Source organism: Candidatus Azobacteroides pseudotrichonymphae genomovar. CFP2 (assembly GCF_000010645.1).
Taxonomy (GTDB): domain Bacteria; phylum Bacteroidota; class Bacteroidia; order Bacteroidales; family Azobacteroidaceae; genus Azobacteroides; species Azobacteroides pseudotrichonymphae.
This window is the reverse complement of the sequence record NC_011565.1, coordinates 1-20,652: the sequence shown is the minus strand read 5'-3', so window position 1 is coordinate 20,652 and position 20,652 is coordinate 1. Positions and strand designations below refer to the sequence as shown.

14 protein-coding genes and 2 tRNA genes are annotated in these 20,652 nt (G+C 34.0%); 13 read left to right on the top strand and 3 right to left on the bottom strand.

Features of this window, described 5'->3' with window-relative positions; genetic code table 11:
- Positions 1–371: 371 nt before the first annotated feature.
- The gene (locus CFPG_RS05410) at positions 372–539 is read right to left on the bottom strand and encodes a hypothetical protein (protein WP_265348013.1); all 168 of its coding nucleotides are present in this window, start codon (positions 537–539) and stop codon (positions 372–374) included.
- A 257-nt stretch (positions 540–796) separates the two neighbouring features.
- On the opposite strand from CFPG_RS05410, the gene CFPG_RS00075 reads away from it, so the two are divergent.
- The 13 genes from CFPG_RS00075 (at position 797) to rho (ending at position 17,135) form a co-directional block, all read left to right on the top strand.
- Positions 797–868 (top strand) — tRNA-Thr (locus tag CFPG_RS00075).
- 76 nt (positions 869–944) lie between these two features.
- Positions 945–2,132 carry an elongation factor Tu gene (tuf, locus tag CFPG_RS00070; protein WP_012573037.1) on the top strand — a complete coding sequence of 396 codons (1,188 nt, stop codon included), beginning with the start codon at positions 945–947 and terminating at the stop codon, positions 2,130–2,132.
- A gap of 83 nt (positions 2,133–2,215) precedes the next feature.
- A tRNA-Trp gene (locus CFPG_RS00065) sits at positions 2,216–2,288 on the top strand.
- 44 nt (positions 2,289–2,332) lie between these two features.
- Positions 2,333–2,554, top strand: a complete 222-nt coding sequence (gene secE / locus CFPG_RS00060) for a preprotein translocase subunit SecE (protein WP_012573036.1) — start codon at positions 2,333–2,335, stop codon at positions 2,552–2,554.
- 115 nt (positions 2,555–2,669) lie between these two features.
- The gene (gene nusG, locus CFPG_RS00055; protein WP_041572341.1) at positions 2,670–3,212 is read left to right on the top strand and encodes a transcription termination/antitermination protein NusG; all 543 of its coding nucleotides are present in this window, start codon (positions 2,670–2,672) and stop codon (positions 3,210–3,212) included.
- A gap of 245 nt (positions 3,213–3,457) precedes the next feature.
- A complete protein-coding gene (gene rplK / locus CFPG_RS00050) occupies positions 3,458–3,910 on the top strand; it encodes a 50S ribosomal protein L11 (RefSeq protein ID WP_012573034.1) in 453 nt (150 codons plus the stop codon).
- Positions 3,911–3,920: 10 nt separating this feature from the next.
- Complete coding sequence (gene rplA, locus CFPG_RS00045; RefSeq protein WP_012573033.1) at positions 3,921–4,619, top strand: 50S ribosomal protein L1; 699 nt, start codon at positions 3,921–3,923, stop codon at positions 4,617–4,619.
- A gap of 11 nt (positions 4,620–4,630) precedes the next feature.
- Positions 4,631–5,176, top strand: coding sequence for a 50S ribosomal protein L10 (rplJ, locus tag CFPG_RS00040; protein ID WP_012573032.1), 546 nt, complete (start codon positions 4,631–4,633; stop codon positions 5,174–5,176).
- A gap of 41 nt (positions 5,177–5,217) precedes the next feature.
- The gene (gene rplL, locus CFPG_RS00035; protein WP_012573031.1) at positions 5,218–5,592 is read left to right on the top strand and encodes a 50S ribosomal protein L7/L12; all 375 of its coding nucleotides are present in this window, start codon (positions 5,218–5,220) and stop codon (positions 5,590–5,592) included.
- Positions 5,593–5,773: 181 nt separating this feature from the next.
- Complete coding sequence (gene rpoB / locus CFPG_RS00030; protein ID WP_012573030.1) at positions 5,774–9,580, top strand: DNA-directed RNA polymerase subunit beta; 3,807 nt, start codon at positions 5,774–5,776, stop codon at positions 9,578–9,580.
- 85 nt (positions 9,581–9,665) lie between these two features.
- Positions 9,666–13,883 carry a DNA-directed RNA polymerase subunit beta' gene (rpoC, locus tag CFPG_RS00025; protein ID WP_012573029.1) on the top strand — a complete coding sequence of 1,406 codons (4,218 nt, stop codon included), beginning with the start codon at positions 9,666–9,668 and terminating at the stop codon, positions 13,881–13,883.
- 29 nt (positions 13,884–13,912) lie between these two features.
- A complete protein-coding gene (gene tilS / locus CFPG_RS00020; RefSeq protein WP_012573028.1) occupies positions 13,913–15,256 on the top strand; it encodes a tRNA lysidine(34) synthetase TilS in 1,344 nt (447 codons plus the stop codon).
- A gap of 127 nt (positions 15,257–15,383) precedes the next feature.
- Positions 15,384–17,135, top strand: a complete 1,752-nt coding sequence (gene rho / locus CFPG_RS00015; RefSeq protein ID WP_012573027.1) for a transcription termination factor Rho — start codon at positions 15,384–15,386, stop codon at positions 17,133–17,135.
- A gap of 28 nt (positions 17,136–17,163) precedes the next feature.
- Here rho and argS read toward each other — a convergent pair whose 3' ends face one another.
- A complete protein-coding gene (gene argS / locus CFPG_RS00010; RefSeq protein ID WP_012573026.1) occupies positions 17,164–18,942 on the bottom strand; it encodes an arginine--tRNA ligase in 1,779 nt (592 codons plus the stop codon).
- Between the two features lie 342 nt (positions 18,943–19,284).
- Positions 19,285–20,652: a chromosomal replication initiator protein DnaA gene (dnaA, locus tag CFPG_RS00005; protein ID WP_012573025.1), complete on the bottom strand. Its 1,368-nt coding sequence runs from the start codon at positions 20,650–20,652 to the stop codon at positions 19,285–19,287.

The window sequence follows — 20,652 nt, the reverse complement described above, 5'->3', positions numbered from 1 at the left end:
CTTTCTTCGATTTGCGACAAAGTGAATGTGTAACATTGCCCATTGGGGGTGGGGTGTGTATATCATGGGAAGAAAACAATTCACCAATACTTTGGTGAAATCCATGTACCATGCGTATGGACTTTGATCATCTCTTACAGGTAATTTGAGCGTAACAAGATTGTGCTATTAGAAAAACTACTTTTTTATATTAGTTCTTACTAAGAACGCGATATAAAAGGCAAATTCTTGCTTTTGGTTTTTTCTATCAGCATATGTGTTTTATTTCATAGTATGCTCAAGAAGTCGCAAGATTTGCTTTGTAGGATAATTAGCATTTGAATTGCCAATTCAAATGCTAATTGAATAAATTTGTCATAGGAGGAGATATTTTAGGGAGGATCCATATAGGAGCCAGAGAGTTTTTCTTCTTCGCAAACGAAAGGCATAATTATCATTTTCAAATGATAATTACTACGGTTATGATAATTACTACGGTTAGTGTTTCGCGTTTGCATTGATAAAAGATTAGGGAAATATTCGTAGTTTTTAGGGAACATTTTAAGATTTTCATAAAAATTATAGTTTGATCATATAATTATTTATATGGTTGTAGTCTTGAGATTAAGTTTTTGAGAGGATTGATTGTTATAGGTTATTATTGGTAATGATAAGTTCATAATTTGTTATTGTGAAAATTGTGTTTTGTGCTTCTCCTCTTCCTTTTTTTTGTTACAAATTTTTTGTTACAAAAGTTCTTCATGTGAAGAAAAAGTTGAATGATATATTTGCATATTTATTTTTTCTTCTTAACTTCGCCTGTGTAGCTCAGCGGTAGAGCGCTTCCTTGGTAAGGAAGAGGTCCCGGGTTCAAATCTCGGCACTGGCTCGAAATAATTAAGATCTAAGATCGAATTCTATAGTTTTAGAACTATTTTAGAATATTATATACACGTAAATAAATTATGGCAAAAGAAAAATTTAATCGGTCAAAACCACATGTTAATATTGGGACAATTGGTCATGTAGATCATGGTAAGACAACCTTAACTGCTGCCATTACTGCAGTTTTAGCAAAAAAGGGTCTTTCGGAAGTGAAATCATTTGATCAGATTGATAATGCTCCTGAGGAAAAAGAAAGGGGTATCACTATTAATACTGCTCATGTAGAGTATGAGACAGAAACTCGACATTATGCTCATGTGGATTGTCCGGGTCACGCTGACTATGTTAAAAACATGGTAACAGGTGCGGCTCAAATGGATGGTGCTATTATTGTGGTTGCTGCAACTGATGGTCCTATGCCTCAAACTCGCGAACATATTCTTTTGGCCCGTCAAGTAAATGTTCCGAAGTTAGTTGTTTTTATGAATAAGGTGGATATTGTAGACGATCCTGAAATGTTGGAATTGGTTGAAATGGAAATGCGGGAGTTACTTGATTTTTATCAGTTTGATGGTACCAATACTCCTATTATACGAGGGTCTGCTTTGGGTGGAGCAAACGGAGATCCAAAGTGGGAGGCTAAAATCATGGAACTGATGGATGCCATAGATAATTGGATACCATTGCCTCAGCGCGATATCGATAAGTCATTTCTTATGCCTGTTGAGGATGTGTTTTCTATTACAGGTCGTGGCACAGTTGCTACGGGGCGTATTGAAACAGGTCTTGTTAGGACAGGAGATGAAGTTCAAATTATCGGTTTAGATGCTAATGGCAAAAAATCGGTGGTTACAGGGGTAGAAATGTTTCGTAAGATTTTAGATGAAGGTCAAGCAGGAGACAATGTGGGGTTATTACTTCGCGGTGTAGATAAGGATGAAGTGAAGCGGGGTATGGTTATTACTCATCCGAATAAGGTAAAGCCTCATACTAAAGTAAAGGCGGAAGTATATATTTTGAAGAAAGAGGAAGGTGGGCGTCATACTCCATTTCATAATAAGTATCGTCCTCAATTCTATGTTCGCACATTAGATGTGACAGGTGAAATTACTCTTCCAGAAGGCACTGAAATGGTAATGCCGGGAGATAATGTCACGATAACTATTGAATTAATTTATCCTGTTGCGTGTAATGAGGGACTTCGGTTTGCTATCCGCGAAGGAGGGCGTACTGTAGGTGCAGGGCAAATTACTGAAATTATAGAGTAGAAAATAAGTTTGATAACTCAAAAAACTATTATTACATCATAGTAAAGAGTGGGATGGTGCTGTTATAATTCTATTGTAGTTATACGGGGCTAGCTCAGTTGGTAGAGTATCGGTCTCCAAAACCGAGCGTCGGGAGTTCGAGTCTCTCGCCCCGTGCAATCAACTAATCTTGTATGTATTATGTATGAATAATAAAGCCGATGGTAATAATGTATGGAGAAAAATGGTTGATAATTATATTTAGGAATGTAAAAGAGATTTATGATGACCTTATGTATAAGGTTTCTTGGCCTACGAAGCAGGAGTTGTCTAATAGTACAATTGTTGTTATGATGGCTTCTCTTGTTATGGCATTAGTGGTGTTTCTAATTGATTTTAGTTTTGAAAATGTTATGATGTTCTTTTATAAAAATATTAAATAAAGCTTTTATCTTTTATATAGAATTGGTATTGTTTTTTTAATTTTTAGGATGTTGTACGTACATATACCAAGGATCAAGGGTTTTGTATAAATAAAGTAAGAAATAGGTATAGATAATATCGGGGATGGAAAGGAGATTCTATGTTTTACGGGCTGTAAATGGTAAGGAAAGCAAGGTAAAAGAATGTCTTGAATCAGAGATCAGAAAAAACAGTAATTTGCGGGATTGCATTCTGCAAGTCATTGTTCCGACAGAAAGGGTAGTCCGGAATATTAGAGGGAAAAACTATAGGAAAGAGCGTGCTTTCCTTCCAGGGTATGTTGTTATTGAAGCTGTGCTGAAGAGTGAAGTAGTTCACTTTATAAAAAGTATTAATTTTGTATCTGGTTTTTTGGGAGGGAATAGGCCTGTGCCTTTGCGTCCTGTTGAAGTAAGTCGGATTTTGGGGCAAGTAGATGAAATGCAAAACCGAACTGAAGAATTTGATGTGAATTATAACGTGGGAGAAACTGTCAAAATCACTTTTGGCCCTTTTACGGGGTTTTATGGTGAAATAGAGGAGGTTCATCCTGATAAGAAGAGGCTTAAAGTGATGGTTAAGATCTTTGGACGAAAAAGTCCCTTAGAATTAGGATATTTACAGGTGGAGAAGGAATAGTTTATGAGATTTATATTTTTGAGGATAAACTTTCGAATTTGGAGGAAATTTTCATGTAGAGGGTGAGTTGTGTGGGTTATAGATGGAGGTTTGTTGTGTAGGGTTTATACTTTTTCAAAAAGTATAGATTAGATAGTAATCTAGAAATCTTTTTGGTTTTGTTTAAGGTTGTTTGTAGATTGAGTGAGGAATTAAGTTCTTTACTCAATCTAGGTCATACGTTGATTTTGGAAAATATTTAAGTGATGGCAAAAGAAGTTGCTGGAAAATTAAGACTGCAGATTAGGGGGGGGGCAGCAAATCCTTCTCCCCCCGTGGGACCTGCGTTGGGTTCTAAAGGTGTTAATATTATGGAGTTTTGTAAGCAATTTAATGCTAAAACTCAAGATAGAATAGGGAAACTGTTACCTGTCGTAGTTACCTATTATGTTGATAAATCTTTTGATTTTGTCATAAAAAATCCACCAGTAGCTGTTCAGTTGTTAGAAATAGTTAAATTGAAAAGTGGTTCTGCAGAACCAAACCGTAAAAAAATAGCTGAAATTACATGGGAACAAGTCAAAGCTATCGCAGAATATAAAATGGCTGATTTGAATTGCTTTTCTGTCGAAAAAGCTATACAGATGGTTATAGGTACGGCAAAAAGCATGGGGATACACGTTAAAAGAGATTTCTCTGAAAAACAATTAAACTCTTAAGGGAGATTTTATGGGTAAACTTACAAAAAATCAAAAATTAGTTTTAAGTAAGATTGAAGTGGGGAGGATGTATACTTTTAAGGAAGCATCTGTTGTAATTAAGGAAATTACAACCACGATGTTTGATGCTTCTGTAGATATGGATGTTCGTTTAGGTATTGATCCTCGTAAGGCCAATCAGATGATAAGAGGAGTAGTTTCATTGCCACACGGTCTGGGTAAGCGAGTTAGGGTTCTTGCACTGGTGACTCCTGATCAAGAGGGTTTTGCAAGGAATGCGGGTGCCGACTATGTTGGACTTAACGAATATATAGAAAAGATTAAGAATGGATGGACAGATGTTGATGTAATTATTGCTCATCCCTCTGTTATGGGTAGAGTTGGTATTTTGGGTAAAATACTGGGTCCGCGTGGCTTAATGCCTAATCCTAAAAGTGGTACAGTTGCTAATGATGTGAGTACTGCTGTAAAAGAAGTGAAACAGGGGAAAATTGATTTTAGAGTAGATAAAGGGGGTATTGTTCATACTTCTATTGGTAGAATATCATTTACTCCTGAACAAATTTGTGATAATGCTAAAGAGTTTATGGCTACTTTACTTAAAGTAAGACCAGCTGTTGTAAGAGGGATATATATTAAAAGTGTTTATCTTTCGAGTACAATGAGTCCAAGCCTTAGAGTTGATTCTAAATCAGTGGATGGAGATTAAAAGTGTCATTTATGAGAAAGAAAGATAAAATTGTTGTTATTAAACAAATCGCTACCATTATAGGAGAGTACTTAAATTTCTACTTAGTGGATGTTGCTATGTTGAATGCATCAATTACAAGTAGTTTAAGAAGAGAGTGTAATAAGCAAGGGATTAAGTTAGTGGTTGTAAAGAACACTCTCTTGAAAAGAGCATGGGAACGAATGGAAGAAGATTTCTCTATATTAGATGCTGCATTGAAAGGGAATACGGCAATTATGTTTTCTAATAGTGCCAATAGGCCTGCAAGATTGATAAAAACATTTTCTGAAGGAATGGGTGTTCTTAAATTGAAAGCAGCTTATGTTCAGGAAGAGTTCTATTTGGGGTCTGAAAATTTAGATTTGCTTGTTTCTGTTAAAAGCAAAGATGAACTCGTTGGTGATGTTATCACTTTATTGCAATCATCTGCTAAAAAAATTGTTTTAACTCTTGATTTTGGGAGACAGACTATTCATAGGATTTTAAAAACTTTTTTGAAAAAAAAGGAAATGGCTAGAGAAGATTTTGGGTTATAAAATTTATAGACAATTAAAAAATAAATTAAAGATTATACAATATGGCAGATTTAAAAGCTTTTGCTGAGCAATTAGTAAATTTGACTATAAAGGAAGTAAGTGAACTTACTGAAATTCTTAAAACCGAGTATGGGATTGAGCTAGCTACGTCTAGCTCAGTTGCTACAGGTGTTAGCACTAGTGTTGTTGAGGTAAGAGAAGAAAAAACATCTTTCGATTTAATTCTTAAGGGAGTGGGTACTAATAAGTTAGCAATTGTTAAATTAGTGAAAGAACTAACAGGACTTGGCTTGAAAGAAGCAAAGGGTATTGTAGATAATGCACCTGCTCCGTTGAAGGAAGGTATTACAAGAAATGAAGCTGAAACATTGAAAAAATCTTTGGAGGAAGCAGGAGCGGAAATCGATATTAGGTAAACTAAATAGTTGAAAAATTTTTGAATTGTCCAAACAATATTGGTTGTTGTGTCCAATATGTGCTTTTTGTTTGCAAGAGAGATGTGGCTGAGAGTTATGAGATAGTAAATTTGGGAGAGTAGTTTTTTATTATGTTAGTTGTCCAATTTTTGGATGATTGTTTTACTGTTGTTTTCTGTAGATGAAAAAAAACGATCAAAGAATTAGCTTTGGGTCAATAAAAAGACCTGTTGAATATCCGGATTTTTTAGAAGTACAATTAAAATCTTTCCAGGACTTCTTGCAATTGGATACTCCTTTAGAAAAAAGAAAAAATGAGGGATTGTATAAGATATGTAAAGAAAATTTTCCTATTACAGATATTCGTAATAGTTTTGTACTTGATTTTTTGGATTATTATATCGATTCTCCGCGTTATTCTTTTAAAGAATGTATAGAAAAAGGATTGACTTATAGTGTCCCCTTAAAAGCTAGATTAAAGCTGTATTGTACTGATAGTGATCATGAGGATTTTGATACTGTTATTCAAGATGTGTATTTGGGTACAATTCCTTATATGACGGAGAAAGGGACTTTTGTTATCAATGGAGCGGAGCGTGTTGTAGTTTCTCAATTACATCGTTCTGCGGGTGTGTTTTTTGGGCAAAGTTTACATTCAAATGGCACAAAATTATATTCAGCACGTATTATTCCCACTAAAGGTTCGTGGATTGAATTTGCGACAGATATAAATAATGTAATGTATGCTTATATTGACCGTAGAAAGAAATTGCCTATTACGACACTTTTGAGAGCTATTGGCTTTGGGCGCGATAAGGATATTTTAGATATATTCGATATAGCAGAAGAAATCGATGTAAGTGAAGATAATTTGAAAAAGGTGATTGGACGAAAACTAGCCGCTCGCGTATTAAAAGTTTGGGTAGAAGATTTTGTAGATGAAGATACTGGTGAGGTGGTTTCTATTGAGCGAAATGAAGTTGTTATAGATCGCGAAATGATATTACAAGAGATTTACATAGATAAAATTATAGAATGTGGAGCTAAAATAATTTTGTTACATCGTGAAGATAAGAATCTTTCTGATTATGCGATTATATACAATACTTTGTTGAAGGATCCGAGTAATTCAGAACAAGATGCTGTAATATATATATATCGTCAACTTCGTAACATGGATCCTACTGATGACATTAGTGCAAGAGAAACTGTTCAAAATTTGTTTTTTTCAAATAAAAGGTATGATTTGGGCGAAGTAGGGCGTTATCGGATCAATAAAAAGTTGAATTTATCATTGCCTATAGATGTAAGGGTTCTTACGAAAGAAGATGTTACCGAAATCATTAAATATTTGATTGAGTTAGCTAATTCAAAGGCTGACGTGGATGATATTGACCATTTGAGCAATCGGCGTGTTCGTACTGTCGGGGAACAATTGTCTAATCAATTTGGCGTTGCTTTAGCACGTATGGCACGTATTGTCCGTGAACGTATGAATGTGCGAGATAATGAGGTGTTTACTCCAATTGATTTGATTAATGCAAAGACTGTTTCTTCTGTTATAAACACATTTTTTGGAACGAATGCTTTGTCTCAATTTATGGATCAAACTAATCCATTAGCAGAAATTACACATAAACGTCGTATGTCAGCTTTGGGACCTGGTGGCTTGTCGCGTGAACGTGCTGGATTTGAAGTGCGAGATGTGCATTATACGCATTATGGGCGTTTGTGTCCGATTGAGACTCCGGAAGGTCCAAATATTGGTTTGATTTCTTCTCTTTGTGTGTATGCAAAAATTAGTAATATGGGTTTTGTTGAAACTCCTTATCGCAAAGTAAGTAATTCGAAGGTTGATAATTCTTCTGGAGGAATTGTTTATTTAGTAGCAGAAGAAGAGGAAGGGAAAATCATTGCACAGGGGGACGCTCTAGTAAATGATGATGGAACATTTGTCGATGATCGTATTAAAGCCCGTAAGGATGCAGATTATCCAGTGGTAACTCCGAGTGAAGTCGAATTAATGGATGTATCTCCCACGCAGATCGCTTCTATTGCGGCTGCATTGATTCCTTTTTTAGAGCATAATGATGCCAATCGTGCATTAATGGGTTCTAATATGATGAGACAAGCAGTTCCATTGCTAAATTCTGAGGTTCCGATTGTAGGAACTGGATTAGAAGGCCGGATTATAAGTGATTCTCGTACACAGATTATGTCAGAAGGTGCAGGAGAGGTGGTGTTTGTTGATTCAACAAGGATTGATATTAAATATGATCGAACCGAGGAGGAGGAGTTTGTCAGTTTTGAATCGGCAGTGAAAACTTATGCTATTCCTAAGTATAAAAAAACAAATCAAAATACTTCGATAGATTTACATCCTATTGTTAAAAAAGGAGATAGAGTGGAAAGAGGTCAAATTTTGACTGAGGGTTATGCCAGTGAAAATGGAGAATTAGCGTTAGGGAAGAATTTAAAAGTAGCGTTTATGCCTTGGAAGGGATATAATTTCGAAGATGCTATAATAATTAGTGAAAGAGTAGTACGCGAAGATATTTTTACTTCTATTCATATAGACGAATATATATTGGATGTACGTGAAACCAAACGTGGGGCAGAAGAATTAACTAGTGATATCCCTAATGTAAGCGAAGAGGCAACGAGAAATTTGGATGAAAATGGTATTGTTCGTTTGGGAGCAAGAATAGAACCGGGAGATATATTGATTGGTAAGGTTACTCCTAAAGGCGAATCTGATCCTTCGCCGGAAGAGAAGCTTCTTCGAGCTATTTTTGGGGAAAAAGCGGGAGATGTAAAAGATGTTTCGTTGAAGGCCTCTCCGTCGTTGAATGGAATAGTTATTGAAAGGAATCTCTTTTCTAGAGCTATTAAAAGAGATAAATCGAGACAGGATAGCAAATCAAATCTTATTCAATTAAACAAGGAATATGAGATAAAAGTAAATGAACTTGAATCTATTTTAGTTAAAAAGCTTTTATCCCTAGTTAAAGATGAGATTTCTCAGGGAGTAAAAGATTTTATGGGCATAGAATTGATTTCTAAAGGTGCTAAGTTTTCTGAAGGGGATTTAAGAAAAATAGATTATACTTCCGTTCAGATTTCTAAATGGACAGCTGATTCTCGAAAGAATACTATGATTAGCAATTTAATTGCTAATTATATAAAAAAATATAAGCAACTGAGTGCCGAATTAAAAAGAAAAGAATTTAACTGTGCAATTGGTGATGAATTGCCTTCTGGAGTTCTTCAGATGGCGAAAGTATATGTTGCTAAGAAGCGCAAATTACAGGTGGGTGATAAAATGGCTGGTCGTCACGGGAATAAGGGTATCGTTTCTCGCATTGTACGGGATGAGGATATGCCATTTTTAGAGGATGGAACAATTATAGATATTGTGTTGAATCCATTGGGTGTGCCTTCCCGTATGAATTTGGGTCAAATTTTTGAAACTGTATTGGGTTGGTCCGGCGAAAAATTGGGGGTAAGATTTGCAACACCTATTTTTGATGGCGCTTCGTTAAAGGATTTAGATAAATGGACAGATAAAGCTGGACTTCCTCGTTATGGTAAAACTTATCTTTACGATGGGGGAACAGGAGAACGTTTTGATCAACCGGCGACTGTTGGTGTTATTTATATGTTAAAATTAGGACACATGGTAGATGATAAAATGCATGCTCGTTCTGTAGGTCCTTATTCTTTAATCACACAGCAGCCATTGGGAGGTAAAGCACAAGTTGGTGGACAGCGTTTTGGAGAGATGGAAGTATGGGCACTTGAAGCATTTGGTGCTTCTTTTATTTTGCAAGAAATACTTACTATTAAATCTGATGATGTAATAGGTCGTGCAATGACTTATGAAGCAATCGTAAAGGGGAATCCTATACCGGATCCAGGTATCCCTGAATCATTGAATGTATTATTATATGAGATGAGAGGTTTGGCTTTGAATATTATTTTAGAGTAAAAAATAGAATAAAATCAATAAATTTCGGAGTTTTCCCTAAAAAAAATTAACTGGTCTATTTTAATTTCTTTATTGAAAAATATATATGGCTTTCAGAAAAGAAAATAAGGTGAAGAGCTTTACTAGAATATTTATTAGTTTGGCCTCTTCTGACAATATATTGGCACAATCTAGTGGTGAAGTATTAAAGCCAGAAACGATTAATTATCGCACTTATAGGCCCGAACGTGATGGATTATTTTGCGAACGTATTTTTGGCCCAATAAAGGATTACGAATGTCATTGTGGTAAATACAAACGCATTCGTTATAAAGGTGTTGTATGTGACCGTTGTGGAGTGGAAGTGACTGAAAAAAGAGTACGTCGAGAACGAATGGGTCATATTCAATTAGTTGTTCCTGTAGTTCATATTTGGTATTTTCGTTCATTACCAAATAAAATAGGTTATTTGCTAGGGTTGTCGTCGAAAAAATTGGATGCAATTATTTATTATGAACGTTTTGTTGTAATTCAACCAGGGATTACGGATAAGAAAGTTTGTGATTTGCTTTCGGAAGAAGAATATTTAGAAGTTTTGGATGGTCTTCCGGTAGAGAATCAGCGATTGGATGATATTAATCCAGATAAATTCATTGCAAAAATGGGAGGAGAGGCAATTTATGATCTTTTGTCTCGTTTGGAATTAGATTCCCTTTCTTACGAATTACGTCATAAGATTGATAATGATACTTCGCAACAAAGGAAAATTGATGCATTGAAACGTTTACAAGTAATTGAATCTTTTCGCTCTTCTAAAAATAAGAATCGGCCAGAATGGATGGTTATTGGGGTGATTCCAGTTATTCCGCCTGAATTGCGCCCCTTGATTCCATTAGATGGTGGACGTTTTGCTGCTTCTGATGTGAATGACTTATATCGTAGAGTAATTATTCGTAACAATCGTTTGAAACGGTTAATTGATATAGATGCACCTGATGTAATTTTGCGAAATGAAAAACGTATGTTGCAAGAAGCAGTGGATTCGTTATTCGATAATTCGCGTAAATCAAGTGCAGTTAAGACTGATGCTAATCGTCCATTAAAATCATTATCTGATAGTTTGAAAGGGAAGCAAGGTCGTTTCAGGCAGAACCTATTGGGTAAGCGTGTAGATTATTCTGCTCGTTCAGTAATTGTTGTTGGGCCTGAATTAAAAATGCATGAATGTGGATTGCCCAAAGGTATAGCTGCTGAACTTTATAAACCGTTTATTATCCGTAAATTGATGGACCGTGGTGTTGTTAAAACAGTAAAATCAGCAAAAAAACTTGTAGATGGGAGGGACCCAATTATTTGGGATATATTGGAGTATGTAATGAAGGGTCATCCTGTATTATTAAATCGCGCTCCAACTCTACATCGTTTGAGCATTCAAGCATTTCAACCTAAGTTGATAGAGGGTAAAGCTATTCAATTGCATCCACTCTCTTGTACGGCTTTTAATGCTGATTTTGATGGCGATCAGATGGCTGTCCATCTCCCTTTGGGAAACGAGGCTATTTTAGAAGCACAGATGTTAATGCTAGCTTCTCATAATATATTGAATCCAGCTAATGGTACTCCTATTACCATTCCTTCTCAAGATATGGTTTTAGGATTATTTTATATTACTAAGATGCGTAGAGGTGCTAAGGGAGAAGGTTTAAAATTCTATGGTACAGAGGAGGCGATAATTGCTTATAATGAGGGAAAAGTAGATATTCATGCATTTGTTAAAGTTTATGTAGATGATATTGATGAGAATGGAACCCCTATTAATCATATAATTGAGACTTCTGTAGGTCGTGTGATAGTTAATGGGTTTGTCCCGAAAGCTGTAGGTTTTGTCAATGAAGAATTATCTAAAAAATCCTTGAGAAGTGTTATTAGTGATGTGATTAAAACTTGTGGGGTGTCACGTACTGCTCAATTTCTTGATGACATTAAGGATTTAGGTTATATGATGGCTTTTAAAGGATGTTTGTCATTCAATTTGGACAATGTTATTGTTCCAAAAGAAAAAGAAACATTTGTACAAGAAGGCTATAAAGAAATAGAGGAAATCCTGGCTAACTATAATATGGGGATAATCACGTACAATGAACGTTATAATCAAATTATTGATACATGGACGCATGTTAATTCTCGATTATCCGATGCTCTAATGAAACAATTGAGAGAAGATGATCAAGGGTTTAATCCTGTTTTTATGATGTTGGAATCGGGAGCACGAGGGAGTAAAGAACAGATTCGTCAATTGTCTGGTATGCGTGGTCTAATGGCAAAACCACAGAAAAGTGTAATGGGAGGAGGACAGATTATTGAAAATCCGATTCTTTCTAATTTTAAAGAGGGATTATCCGTACTGGAATATTTTATTTCTACTCATGGTGCACGTAAAGGTTTGGCAGATACGGCTTTAAAAACTGCGGATGCAGGATATTTAACTCGTCGTTTGGTAGATGTATCTCATAATGTAATTATTAATGAAGAAGATTGTGGGACATTGCGTGGGTTAATTGCAACTGAATTGAGAAAAAATGAGGATGTAGTAGTTTCTCTTTATGAACGTATCTTGGGACGTGTTTCTGTATGTGATGTTCAACATCCAGAGAGTAGAAAAATCATTGTTTATGCAGGCGAGGAGATTTCAGAAGACAAAGCGTTGGCTATTCAAAATTCGTCTATAGAACGTGTTGAGATACGTTCTGTATTAACTTGCGAGTCCAAAAAAGGTGTTTGTGTAAAATGTTATGGACGTAATTTGGCAACTGGTAGTATAGTTCAAATTGGAGAAGCAGTAGGAGTTATTGCTGCTCAATCTATTGGAGAACCCGGAACACAATTAACTTTACGTACTTTTCATGTGGGTGGTATTGCGTCTAATATTGCTACTGAAAGTAGTGTAGTTTCTAAATATGATGGTATCTTAGAGATTGATGAACTTCGTACGGTAGAAGTGGTTGATGAAATAAACAATAGGCATTTAATAGTTGTTAGTCGTCTTGCTGAAATGCGTATTATAGATACTCGAACAAAGATTGTTTTGGCAACATATAATATTCCTTATGCCTCCAAGCTATTTTTCAATGATAGAGATGAAATTAAAAAAGGGGATTTGCTTTTTGAATGGGATGCTTTCAATGCGAGTATTGTGTCAGAGGTAGCTGGTAGATTTCATTTGGAAAATGTGATTGAAAATATCACGTATAAGAATGAATATGATGAACAGACTGGTTTAAAAGAAAAAGTTATTATAGAATCGCGTGATAAAACAAAAATTCCTGTTATTCATATTTTGGATGAAAATGGTGAAATAAGGAGAATATATAATTTACCTTTAGGTGCTCATATTACAAAAGAAGAAAAAGATGTAATACGAGTAGGAGAAGTACTTGTTAAAATTCCTCGTACTGTTGGGAAAACAGGTGATATTACGGGTGGGCTTCCTCGTGTGACTGAATTGTTTGAAGCTCGTAATCCTTCTAATCCGGCAGTTGTATCTGAAATTGATGGAGAAATTTCTTTTGGTAAAGTTAAACGGGGAAGTCGTGAAGTAATAGTAACTTCTAAGAATGGGGATTATAGGACTTATCTTGTTTCGTTGTCTAAGCAGATTCTTGTTCAAGAGAATGATTACATTCGTGCCGGAATGCCTTTGTCTGATGGAATTATCGCTCCGTCGGATATTTTGGCAGTTAATGGACCGACAGCTGTGCAGGAGTATATTGTGAATGAAATTCAAGATGTGTATCGTTTACAAGGCGTGAAAATCAATGATAAACATTTTGAAGTAATTGTTCGTCAGATGATGCGTAAAGTTGAAATTATAGAAGCTGGCGATACGAAATTTGTAGCAAGACAATTAGTGGATAGAGACGAAGTAAGTGAAGAAAATGATCATATTTGGGATAAAAAAGTCGTTGTTAATGTTGGTGATTCTTCCAATGTAAAGCAAGGACAAATAATAACAATGCGTAAACTACGTGAAGAAAATTCTATTTTAAAAAGACGAGATCTAAGATTGATAGAGGTACGTGATTCTATCCCAGCCACGGTAATGCAGATTTTACAAGGAATTACACGAGCTTCCTTACAAACATCTAGTTTTATTTCAGCTGCCTCTTTCCAAGAAACAGCTAAAGTATTGAATGAAGCTGCCATTAAGGGGAAAGTAGATAAATTGGTAGGTATGAAAGAGAATGTAATTTGTGGTCGTTTGATTCCTGCAGGTACTGGGTTAAAGGAATATGATAAAATCATGGTAGAGACTACTATGGAATAGTTTAAAAAAATACAATCTCCTGTTTTAGTTTGAATGATGTATTAATAAAGAAAGTTGCACAATATATCCATAAAAATGGTTTGTTGCCGCAATGTCAGGCGAAGATTGTTGTTGGGGTGAGTGGAGGCGTCGACTCGTCTGTTTTACTTTATATTTTGCATCATCTAGGCTATAAATGTCAAGCGGCTCATTGTAATTTTCATTTAAGAGGAGATGAATCATGTAGAGATGAAAAGCATGCTGCTTTATTAGCTTCTTCTATGAATCTGGTTTTTTTTAAAAAAGACTTTAATACTCAATATCTTGCTCAACGAAACAAGATATCCATAGAAATGGCAGCTCGTGTCCTACGTTATAAATGGTTCGAATATTTACGTCAAGAACAAAATGCGGAGGTAATTGCTGTAGCTCATCATAAAGGAGATAATATAGAAACTTTACTTTTAAATTTAGTGCGTGGGACTGGTATTAGAGGTCTGAAGGGGATCAGACCAAAGCATGGAAAGATAATTCGTCCACTATTAGACATTACAAGACAAGAAATAGTGCAATTTGCTAAAGATAACCGGATAGTCTATGTAGACGATTCAAGTAATTTTGAGGAAAAGCATATACGAAATAAAATCCGTTTTAAATTGCTTCCTTTATTAAAAACATTGAATCCGTCTGTTGAACAGGTGTTACTTCATACGATAGAAAATTTGGCAGAAGTTATAAAGATTTATGATTCTCACATTGAAGAAGCAAGAAATAAAGTATTTAATCCGGATATAGGGATGATAAATATTATTGAATTGCAGAAATTTCCCTCTCCTGAATCGATATTATTTGAAATTTTAAAAACTTATGGCTTCGGTCGGGATGTTATATACAATATAACCCGTGCAATGAAAAGTTTGTCAAGTAAAGAATTTTACTCATTGCAGTATATCTTGATAAAAGATAGAGAGCGGTTTTTACTTATTCCTCGTGAGGAAAGCAGTAAAAATAAAATTTATGAAATAGATAAAGATGATCGAGAAATGATAGTTCCGTTACCAATAAGAATGCGTTATAAGGACATAGGAGGAGATAATTTTCAAATAAAATGCAATCCCAATATTGCTTTTTTGGACGTAAAAAAATTGCAATTTCCATTACAATTGCGAAAATGGGAAAGAGGAGATAGGTTTGTTCCTTTTGGAATGCGAAACTTTCAAAAATTAAGCGATTATTTTAATAACCACAAATTTAGCAAGCTGGAAAAAAAAAATACATGGTTGCTTTGTTCAAGAGATGATATAGTTTGGATTGTTGGAAAACGAATAGATAATCGTTATCGGGTAAGTTCAACAACAAGAAGGGTGATTATTTTTGAGTCTTTGGAACAATAATTATTAAAGAGAGTAAAGGGAAAATTTATGGTCTAATATTAGGTTATATATGTTTATATATAATTGATATTTTTTTAAGAAAAACTTTTGTTTGTATTATTTTATTTCATTTCATAATTATTTTTATATGCAACATTATAATATTCTTTTTTTGCAAAAAATGAATCGGGACGATTTAATTCTTGTAGCAAAAGAACTTGGATTAAAAGGTATTGATAAATTAGAGGATATTGAACTTATTTATCAGATTTTAGATCAACAAGCTCTTATTAATGCAGCTACACAAACTGTTTCAATAACGGCGTCCGATGAAAGAAGAAAGCGGGGGCGTCCACGAAAATTTCAAATGGAGAAAACAGTTGAAAATATTGAAGTGAAATCTGGAGAGAATAATACGACAATGGACAATTCAGGATTGACGGAGAAAAACAATAAGCAAAAGAGGTTTGATAAGGTAAGTCAGTCTAATTCTAAATTGAGGGGAATAGATAAAAATATACCGATTATTACATCTCTCAATAGAGAGACAAATGTTGGATCAAAACGAATAAAAAAAGAACAATTTGGTAAAAAACAAGAGCAAAATGTTTCAAACGTAGCTAAATATAAGGTAGAAAATAAAACGGAACAAGTTTTGTCTCTCTCTGAACAAAATCAGCAACCAGTTTTATATTCAAAAAATAATCTAAATCAGGATCAGTTACAAAATAGCAATATTGTTAGTCAGAGTAACAATGTAAATTCTGATTTGGAAAATATGTTACAAGGTTCGGGCGTATTAGAAGTTGGTCAGGAGGGTTATGGATTTCTACGTTCGGCAGATTATAATTATTTTTCATCACCAGATGATATATATCTTTCGTCAGGGCAGATTCGATTATTTGGGTTAAAAACAGGAGATGTAGTAGCTGGATCTGTTCGACCACCTCGGGAAGGAGAAAAGTTTTTTGCATTGATTAAGATAGAATTAATCAATGGGTTGTGTCCAGAAAAAGTGCGAGATCGTTTGCCATTTGATCATCTTGTTCCTTTATTTCCCGAAGAAAAATTTAATTTAGTTCGTAGTATAAGTCCTAAAGTTACGGATAAGCTTTCATCTCGTGTAGTGGATTTGTTTACTCCGATAGGTAAAGGACAACGAGGTCTTATAGTGGCACAACCTAAAACAGGTAAGACTATTCTTTTGAAAAATATTGCTAATTCTATTGCGTGGAACCATCCTGAAGTTTATATGATTGTGTTGTTGATTGACGAACGTCCCGAGGAAGTAACTGATATGCAGCGAAGTGTGGATGCTGAAGTTATTGCTTCTACATTTGATGAACCAGCAGAACGTCATGTAAAAATTGCTGAAATTGTTTTAAATAAAGCCAAAAGAATGGTGGAGTGTAGACATGATGTGGTTATTTTGTTAGATTCTATTACACGCCTGGCACGAGCATATAATACAATACAACCAGCTTCTGGGAGAGTATTATCGGGTGGGGTAGATGCCAATGCTTTACAAAGACCCAAACGATTTTTTGGAGCTGCTCGCAAGATTGAAAATGGTGGTTCATTGACAATTATTGCCACTGCTCTAACGGAAACAGGCTCTAAAATGGATGATGTAATTTTTGAAGAATTTAAAGGGACAGGTAATATGGAATTACAATTGGATCGTAAATTATCTAACAAGCGTATTTACCCGGCTGTAGATATTTTAGCTTCCAGTACTCGCCGTGATGATTTATTGCAAGATAATGATACTATCAATCGTATGTGGATTTTACGTAAATATCTGTCAGATATGAATAGCATGGAAGCCATAGAATTTGTGAAAGGAAAGATGGAAAATACATTAAATAATGAAGAATTTCTACTTTCTATGAATGAATAATTTGAAATTATCTTTTTTTGATTTTGCACTACATTCTTTCAGGGACATTGATTCCTAATAGCTTGAAGCTCATCTTAATGATTTTGCTTGTATTATAAGACAGTATCAAACGGAATTTTTGTATGTCTTCATTTTCTTCTTTTAATATTGAATAGTTGTGATAAAATTGATTGTATTCTTTTGCTATGCAAAAGGTATAGTTGGCGATTATGGAAGGATCGAAGTTATCAGCTGCTTCTTGAACAATGGTTGGAAAATCTGATAGTAATTGAATAATATTTTTTTCTTTTTCATTGAGAAAAATATTTGTCGATATAGATTTAATACACTGTATTTTAATATTTGATTTTTTTAAAATAGACTTAATACGTGCATAGGTGTATTGGATGAATGGTCCTGTATTACCATTAAAGTCTATGGATTCCTTTGGGTTAAAAGTCATATTTTTACGTGGATCTACTTTTAGTATGAAATATTTTAAAGCTCCCATACTTATGATTTTATATACTTCGTTTGTTTCTTTATCAGTACATTTGCCTAATTTTCCCAGTTTATTAGAAATTTCTTTTGCTGTTTGTATCATTTCTTCAATTAGGTCATCTGCATCTACAACTGTACCTTCTCGAGATTTCATTTTCCCTTCCGGAAGTTCAACCATTCCATAAGAAAAGTGTATTAAGTTTTTACTAAATTCAAATCCTAATTTATCTAGTAATAGAGAAAGTGCTTGAAAGTGATAATTTTGCTCATTACCTGCTATGTAAATCATTTTGTTAATAGAATAATCATCAAATCTTAATTTTGCTGTTCCAATGTCTTGAGTTATATAGACAGAAGTACCATCAGAACGAAGTAACAATTTTTCGCCTAATCCATTAGAGGCTAGATTTGCCCAAATTGAGCCGTCTTCTTTTTTGTAAAAAATCCCTTTTTCAAATCCTTCTAATATTTTCTTTTTCCCTTCTAAATAGGTTTGTGATTCATAATAAATTTTATCGAAATCGACACCTAAAGTTTTGTATGTTTCTTTGAAACCGATATGCACCCAGTTGTTTGTTATTTTCCATAGATGTATAGTTTCTGGATCCCCAGTTTCCCATTTTCGGAGCATTTCACGAGCTTCAAACATTAGTAATGATTTTTCTTCTGCTTCTTTTGGAGTTAATCCGGAAGCTTCCATTGTTAATATTTCCTTTTTATACTCTTGGTTAAATTTGACGTAATATTCTCCAATTAAATGGTCCCCTTTTTTCCCAGAAGAATTTGGAGTTTCTCCATTTCCCCATTTTTTCCATGCTAACATAGATTTGCAAATATGAATTCCTCGATCATTTACAATATTTGTTTTGACTATTTGATTCCCGGTTGCTTTCAATATTTCGGAAATACTATATCCTAATAAGATATTACGGATATGGCCTAAATGGAGTGGTTTATTGGTATTAGGAGATGAATATTCTATCATTATTAATGGAGAGTTGTTTGTGATTTTTTTCATACCATAATTTTTCGTTCTATGTATAGTATTTAAAGAATTAATCCAATATGTTGATGAAAGCGTAAGATTTAGAAATCCTTTGATTGCATTGTATCCAATAATAATAGATTGATTTTTGAGCAAGTATTCTCCAATTTCCATTGCTGTTTGTTCTATATCCTTTTTTGATATCTTCAATAGAGGAAAAATAATCAATGTCAAATTTCCTTCGAATTCCTTTTTTGTCTTTTGTAATTGTATAGAAGATTCAGGAATTTCTCTAGCATATAAACGTTTTAAATCTTTTTGAATTAACTCTTGAATATTCATATAATTATTTTAAAAAATCTTTATTGAGAGAAAAGAGAAAATTACTCTTTTGTTATGGCAATATAATTATTTTTGTTGAGTGGGATTTTCTTTATATCAAGAAAATAAAATAAAAACTATTCTGGTGAGTTAGAGAGTAATTTTAGTTTTACAATTAGGATAAGGTGTTCCATTTTTTTTTTGAGAAAAGCAAACACTACTACTCGTTAATAGAGACGAGGGAATAAGTGGCCATATAGGGTATGGTAAATTACTTGGTAATTCAACCAATTTGTCGACAAATGGAAACAAAATTTGAGTTTTCAACAACTTCCCTTAACATTATACAAATAGGATATTCCTTTAATTCAATAAAAAGACTTCAATATCTCTCATTGTTGAACGAAATCTTTTACTGAGATCCAAATTATTTTGAACAGACTTACATGCATGTAATACTGTTGTGCGATCACGTTTCCCTATCTGTTCCCCAATAAGGGAATAAGAATGATCTGTATGTTTTTTTGATAAAAACATCGCTATTTGGCGTGCTTGTACAATTTCTCGCTTTCGAGATTTGGAATGAATTTGGTCAATATTTACTTTGAAGTAAGAGCTTACTATATTTTGAATTTTCTCTAATGTAATTTGTTTCTTTTTTTTTCGAACAATTTTACCCACGATTTTTTGAGCTGATTCTAAATTTATCTCACAATTATCAACCAATGAATATGCAATAAGCGAAGTAACGATTCCTTCTAAATCTCTTGCATTCTCAGGTACATTTTCTGCGATATAATCAATAACTTCTTCAGGAACACTCAATCTTCTTTGTCTTATTCTGTAATTGAGAATTTTTTTTCTTAACTCTAAATCTGGCTTTTGTAGTTCTATGGTTAATCCCCATTTGAGTCGGCTAGTAAGGCGCTCTTCTAACCCTATTATTTCTGCAGGAATTTTATCTGCTGTTAGAATAATTTGTCTTCCTAATTGGTGAAGATGGTTAAAAATATGAAAATATGCTTGTAAGGTTTTCTCTTTGCCTGATAACTCATGAATATCGTCCAATATCAAAATATCTATTCCTTGGTAGAAATGAATAAACTCATTGGGTTCATGTTTGCGTATAGAATCTGTATATTGAATTTGAAATAAATGAGCAGGAATATAAATTACTCTTTTTTGGAAGTGGAATTCTGTTACTTTATTCCCGATAGCATGGCACAAATGTGTTTTTCCTACTCCTGGTCCTCCATAAATGAAATAAGGATTGAAATCTTTTCCAGGTTCTTGAGCGACTTTTTGTGCAATAACATATGCTACTTTGTTATTATCACTTTCAAAAAAATTGCGAAATGTTTGACGATTGTTCAGATTGGAATTCCAATCTTTAATCAATGTTGTTTTCTGACTTTCATTAAAAGATGTAGAGCAATCTCTTTGTGATGTAGTGTATTTCTTCTTATTCCTATCGAAATCATTATTAATAATAATTTGATAGGTTAGAATTATTTGTTTGCCTGTTACTTGAAATAAAGACTGAAGAATAAGTTTAGCATATTTCTCTTCTAAATATTCATAAAAGAATTGGTTCGGGGTTTGAATCGTAAAATTGTTATCCTCGTATTTTAATGGGACTATAGGTGAAAACCATGTATGGAAAGTATTTTCTGTAATATTATCCTCTATTATCTTTAAGCATTGATGCCATATTCTGATATGTGATTCCAT

Coding starts and splice junctions, on each gene's coding strand:
- tuf (WP_012573037.1), top strand. CDS start 945: ATGGCAAAAGAAAAATTTAATCGGTCAAAACCACATGTTAATATTGGG.
- rplJ (WP_012573032.1), top strand. CDS start 4,631: ATGAGAAAGAAAGATAAAATTGTTGTTATTAAACAAATCGCTACCATT.
- CFPG_RS05410 (WP_265348013.1), bottom strand. CDS start 539: ATGTTCCCTAAAAACTACGAATATTTCCCTAATCTTTTATCAATGCAA.
- secE (WP_012573036.1), top strand. CDS start 2,333: ATGGTAATAATGTATGGAGAAAAATGGTTGATAATTATATTTAGGAAT.
- rplK (WP_012573034.1), top strand. CDS start 3,458: ATGGCAAAAGAAGTTGCTGGAAAATTAAGACTGCAGATTAGGGGGGGG.
- rho (WP_012573027.1), top strand. CDS start 15,384: ATGCAACATTATAATATTCTTTTTTTGCAAAAAATGAATCGGGACGAT.
- dnaA (WP_012573025.1), bottom strand. CDS start 20,652: ATGGAATCACATATCAGAATATGGCATCAATGCTTAAAGATAATAGAG.
- argS (WP_012573026.1), bottom strand. CDS start 18,942: ATGAATATTCAAGAGTTAATTCAAAAAGATTTAAAACGTTTATATGCT.
- rpoC (WP_012573029.1), top strand. CDS start 9,666: ATGGCTTTCAGAAAAGAAAATAAGGTGAAGAGCTTTACTAGAATATTT.
- rplL (WP_012573031.1), top strand. CDS start 5,218: ATGGCAGATTTAAAAGCTTTTGCTGAGCAATTAGTAAATTTGACTATA.
- rplA (WP_012573033.1), top strand. CDS start 3,921: ATGGGTAAACTTACAAAAAATCAAAAATTAGTTTTAAGTAAGATTGAA.
- rpoB (WP_012573030.1), top strand. CDS start 5,774: ATGAAAAAAAACGATCAAAGAATTAGCTTTGGGTCAATAAAAAGACCT.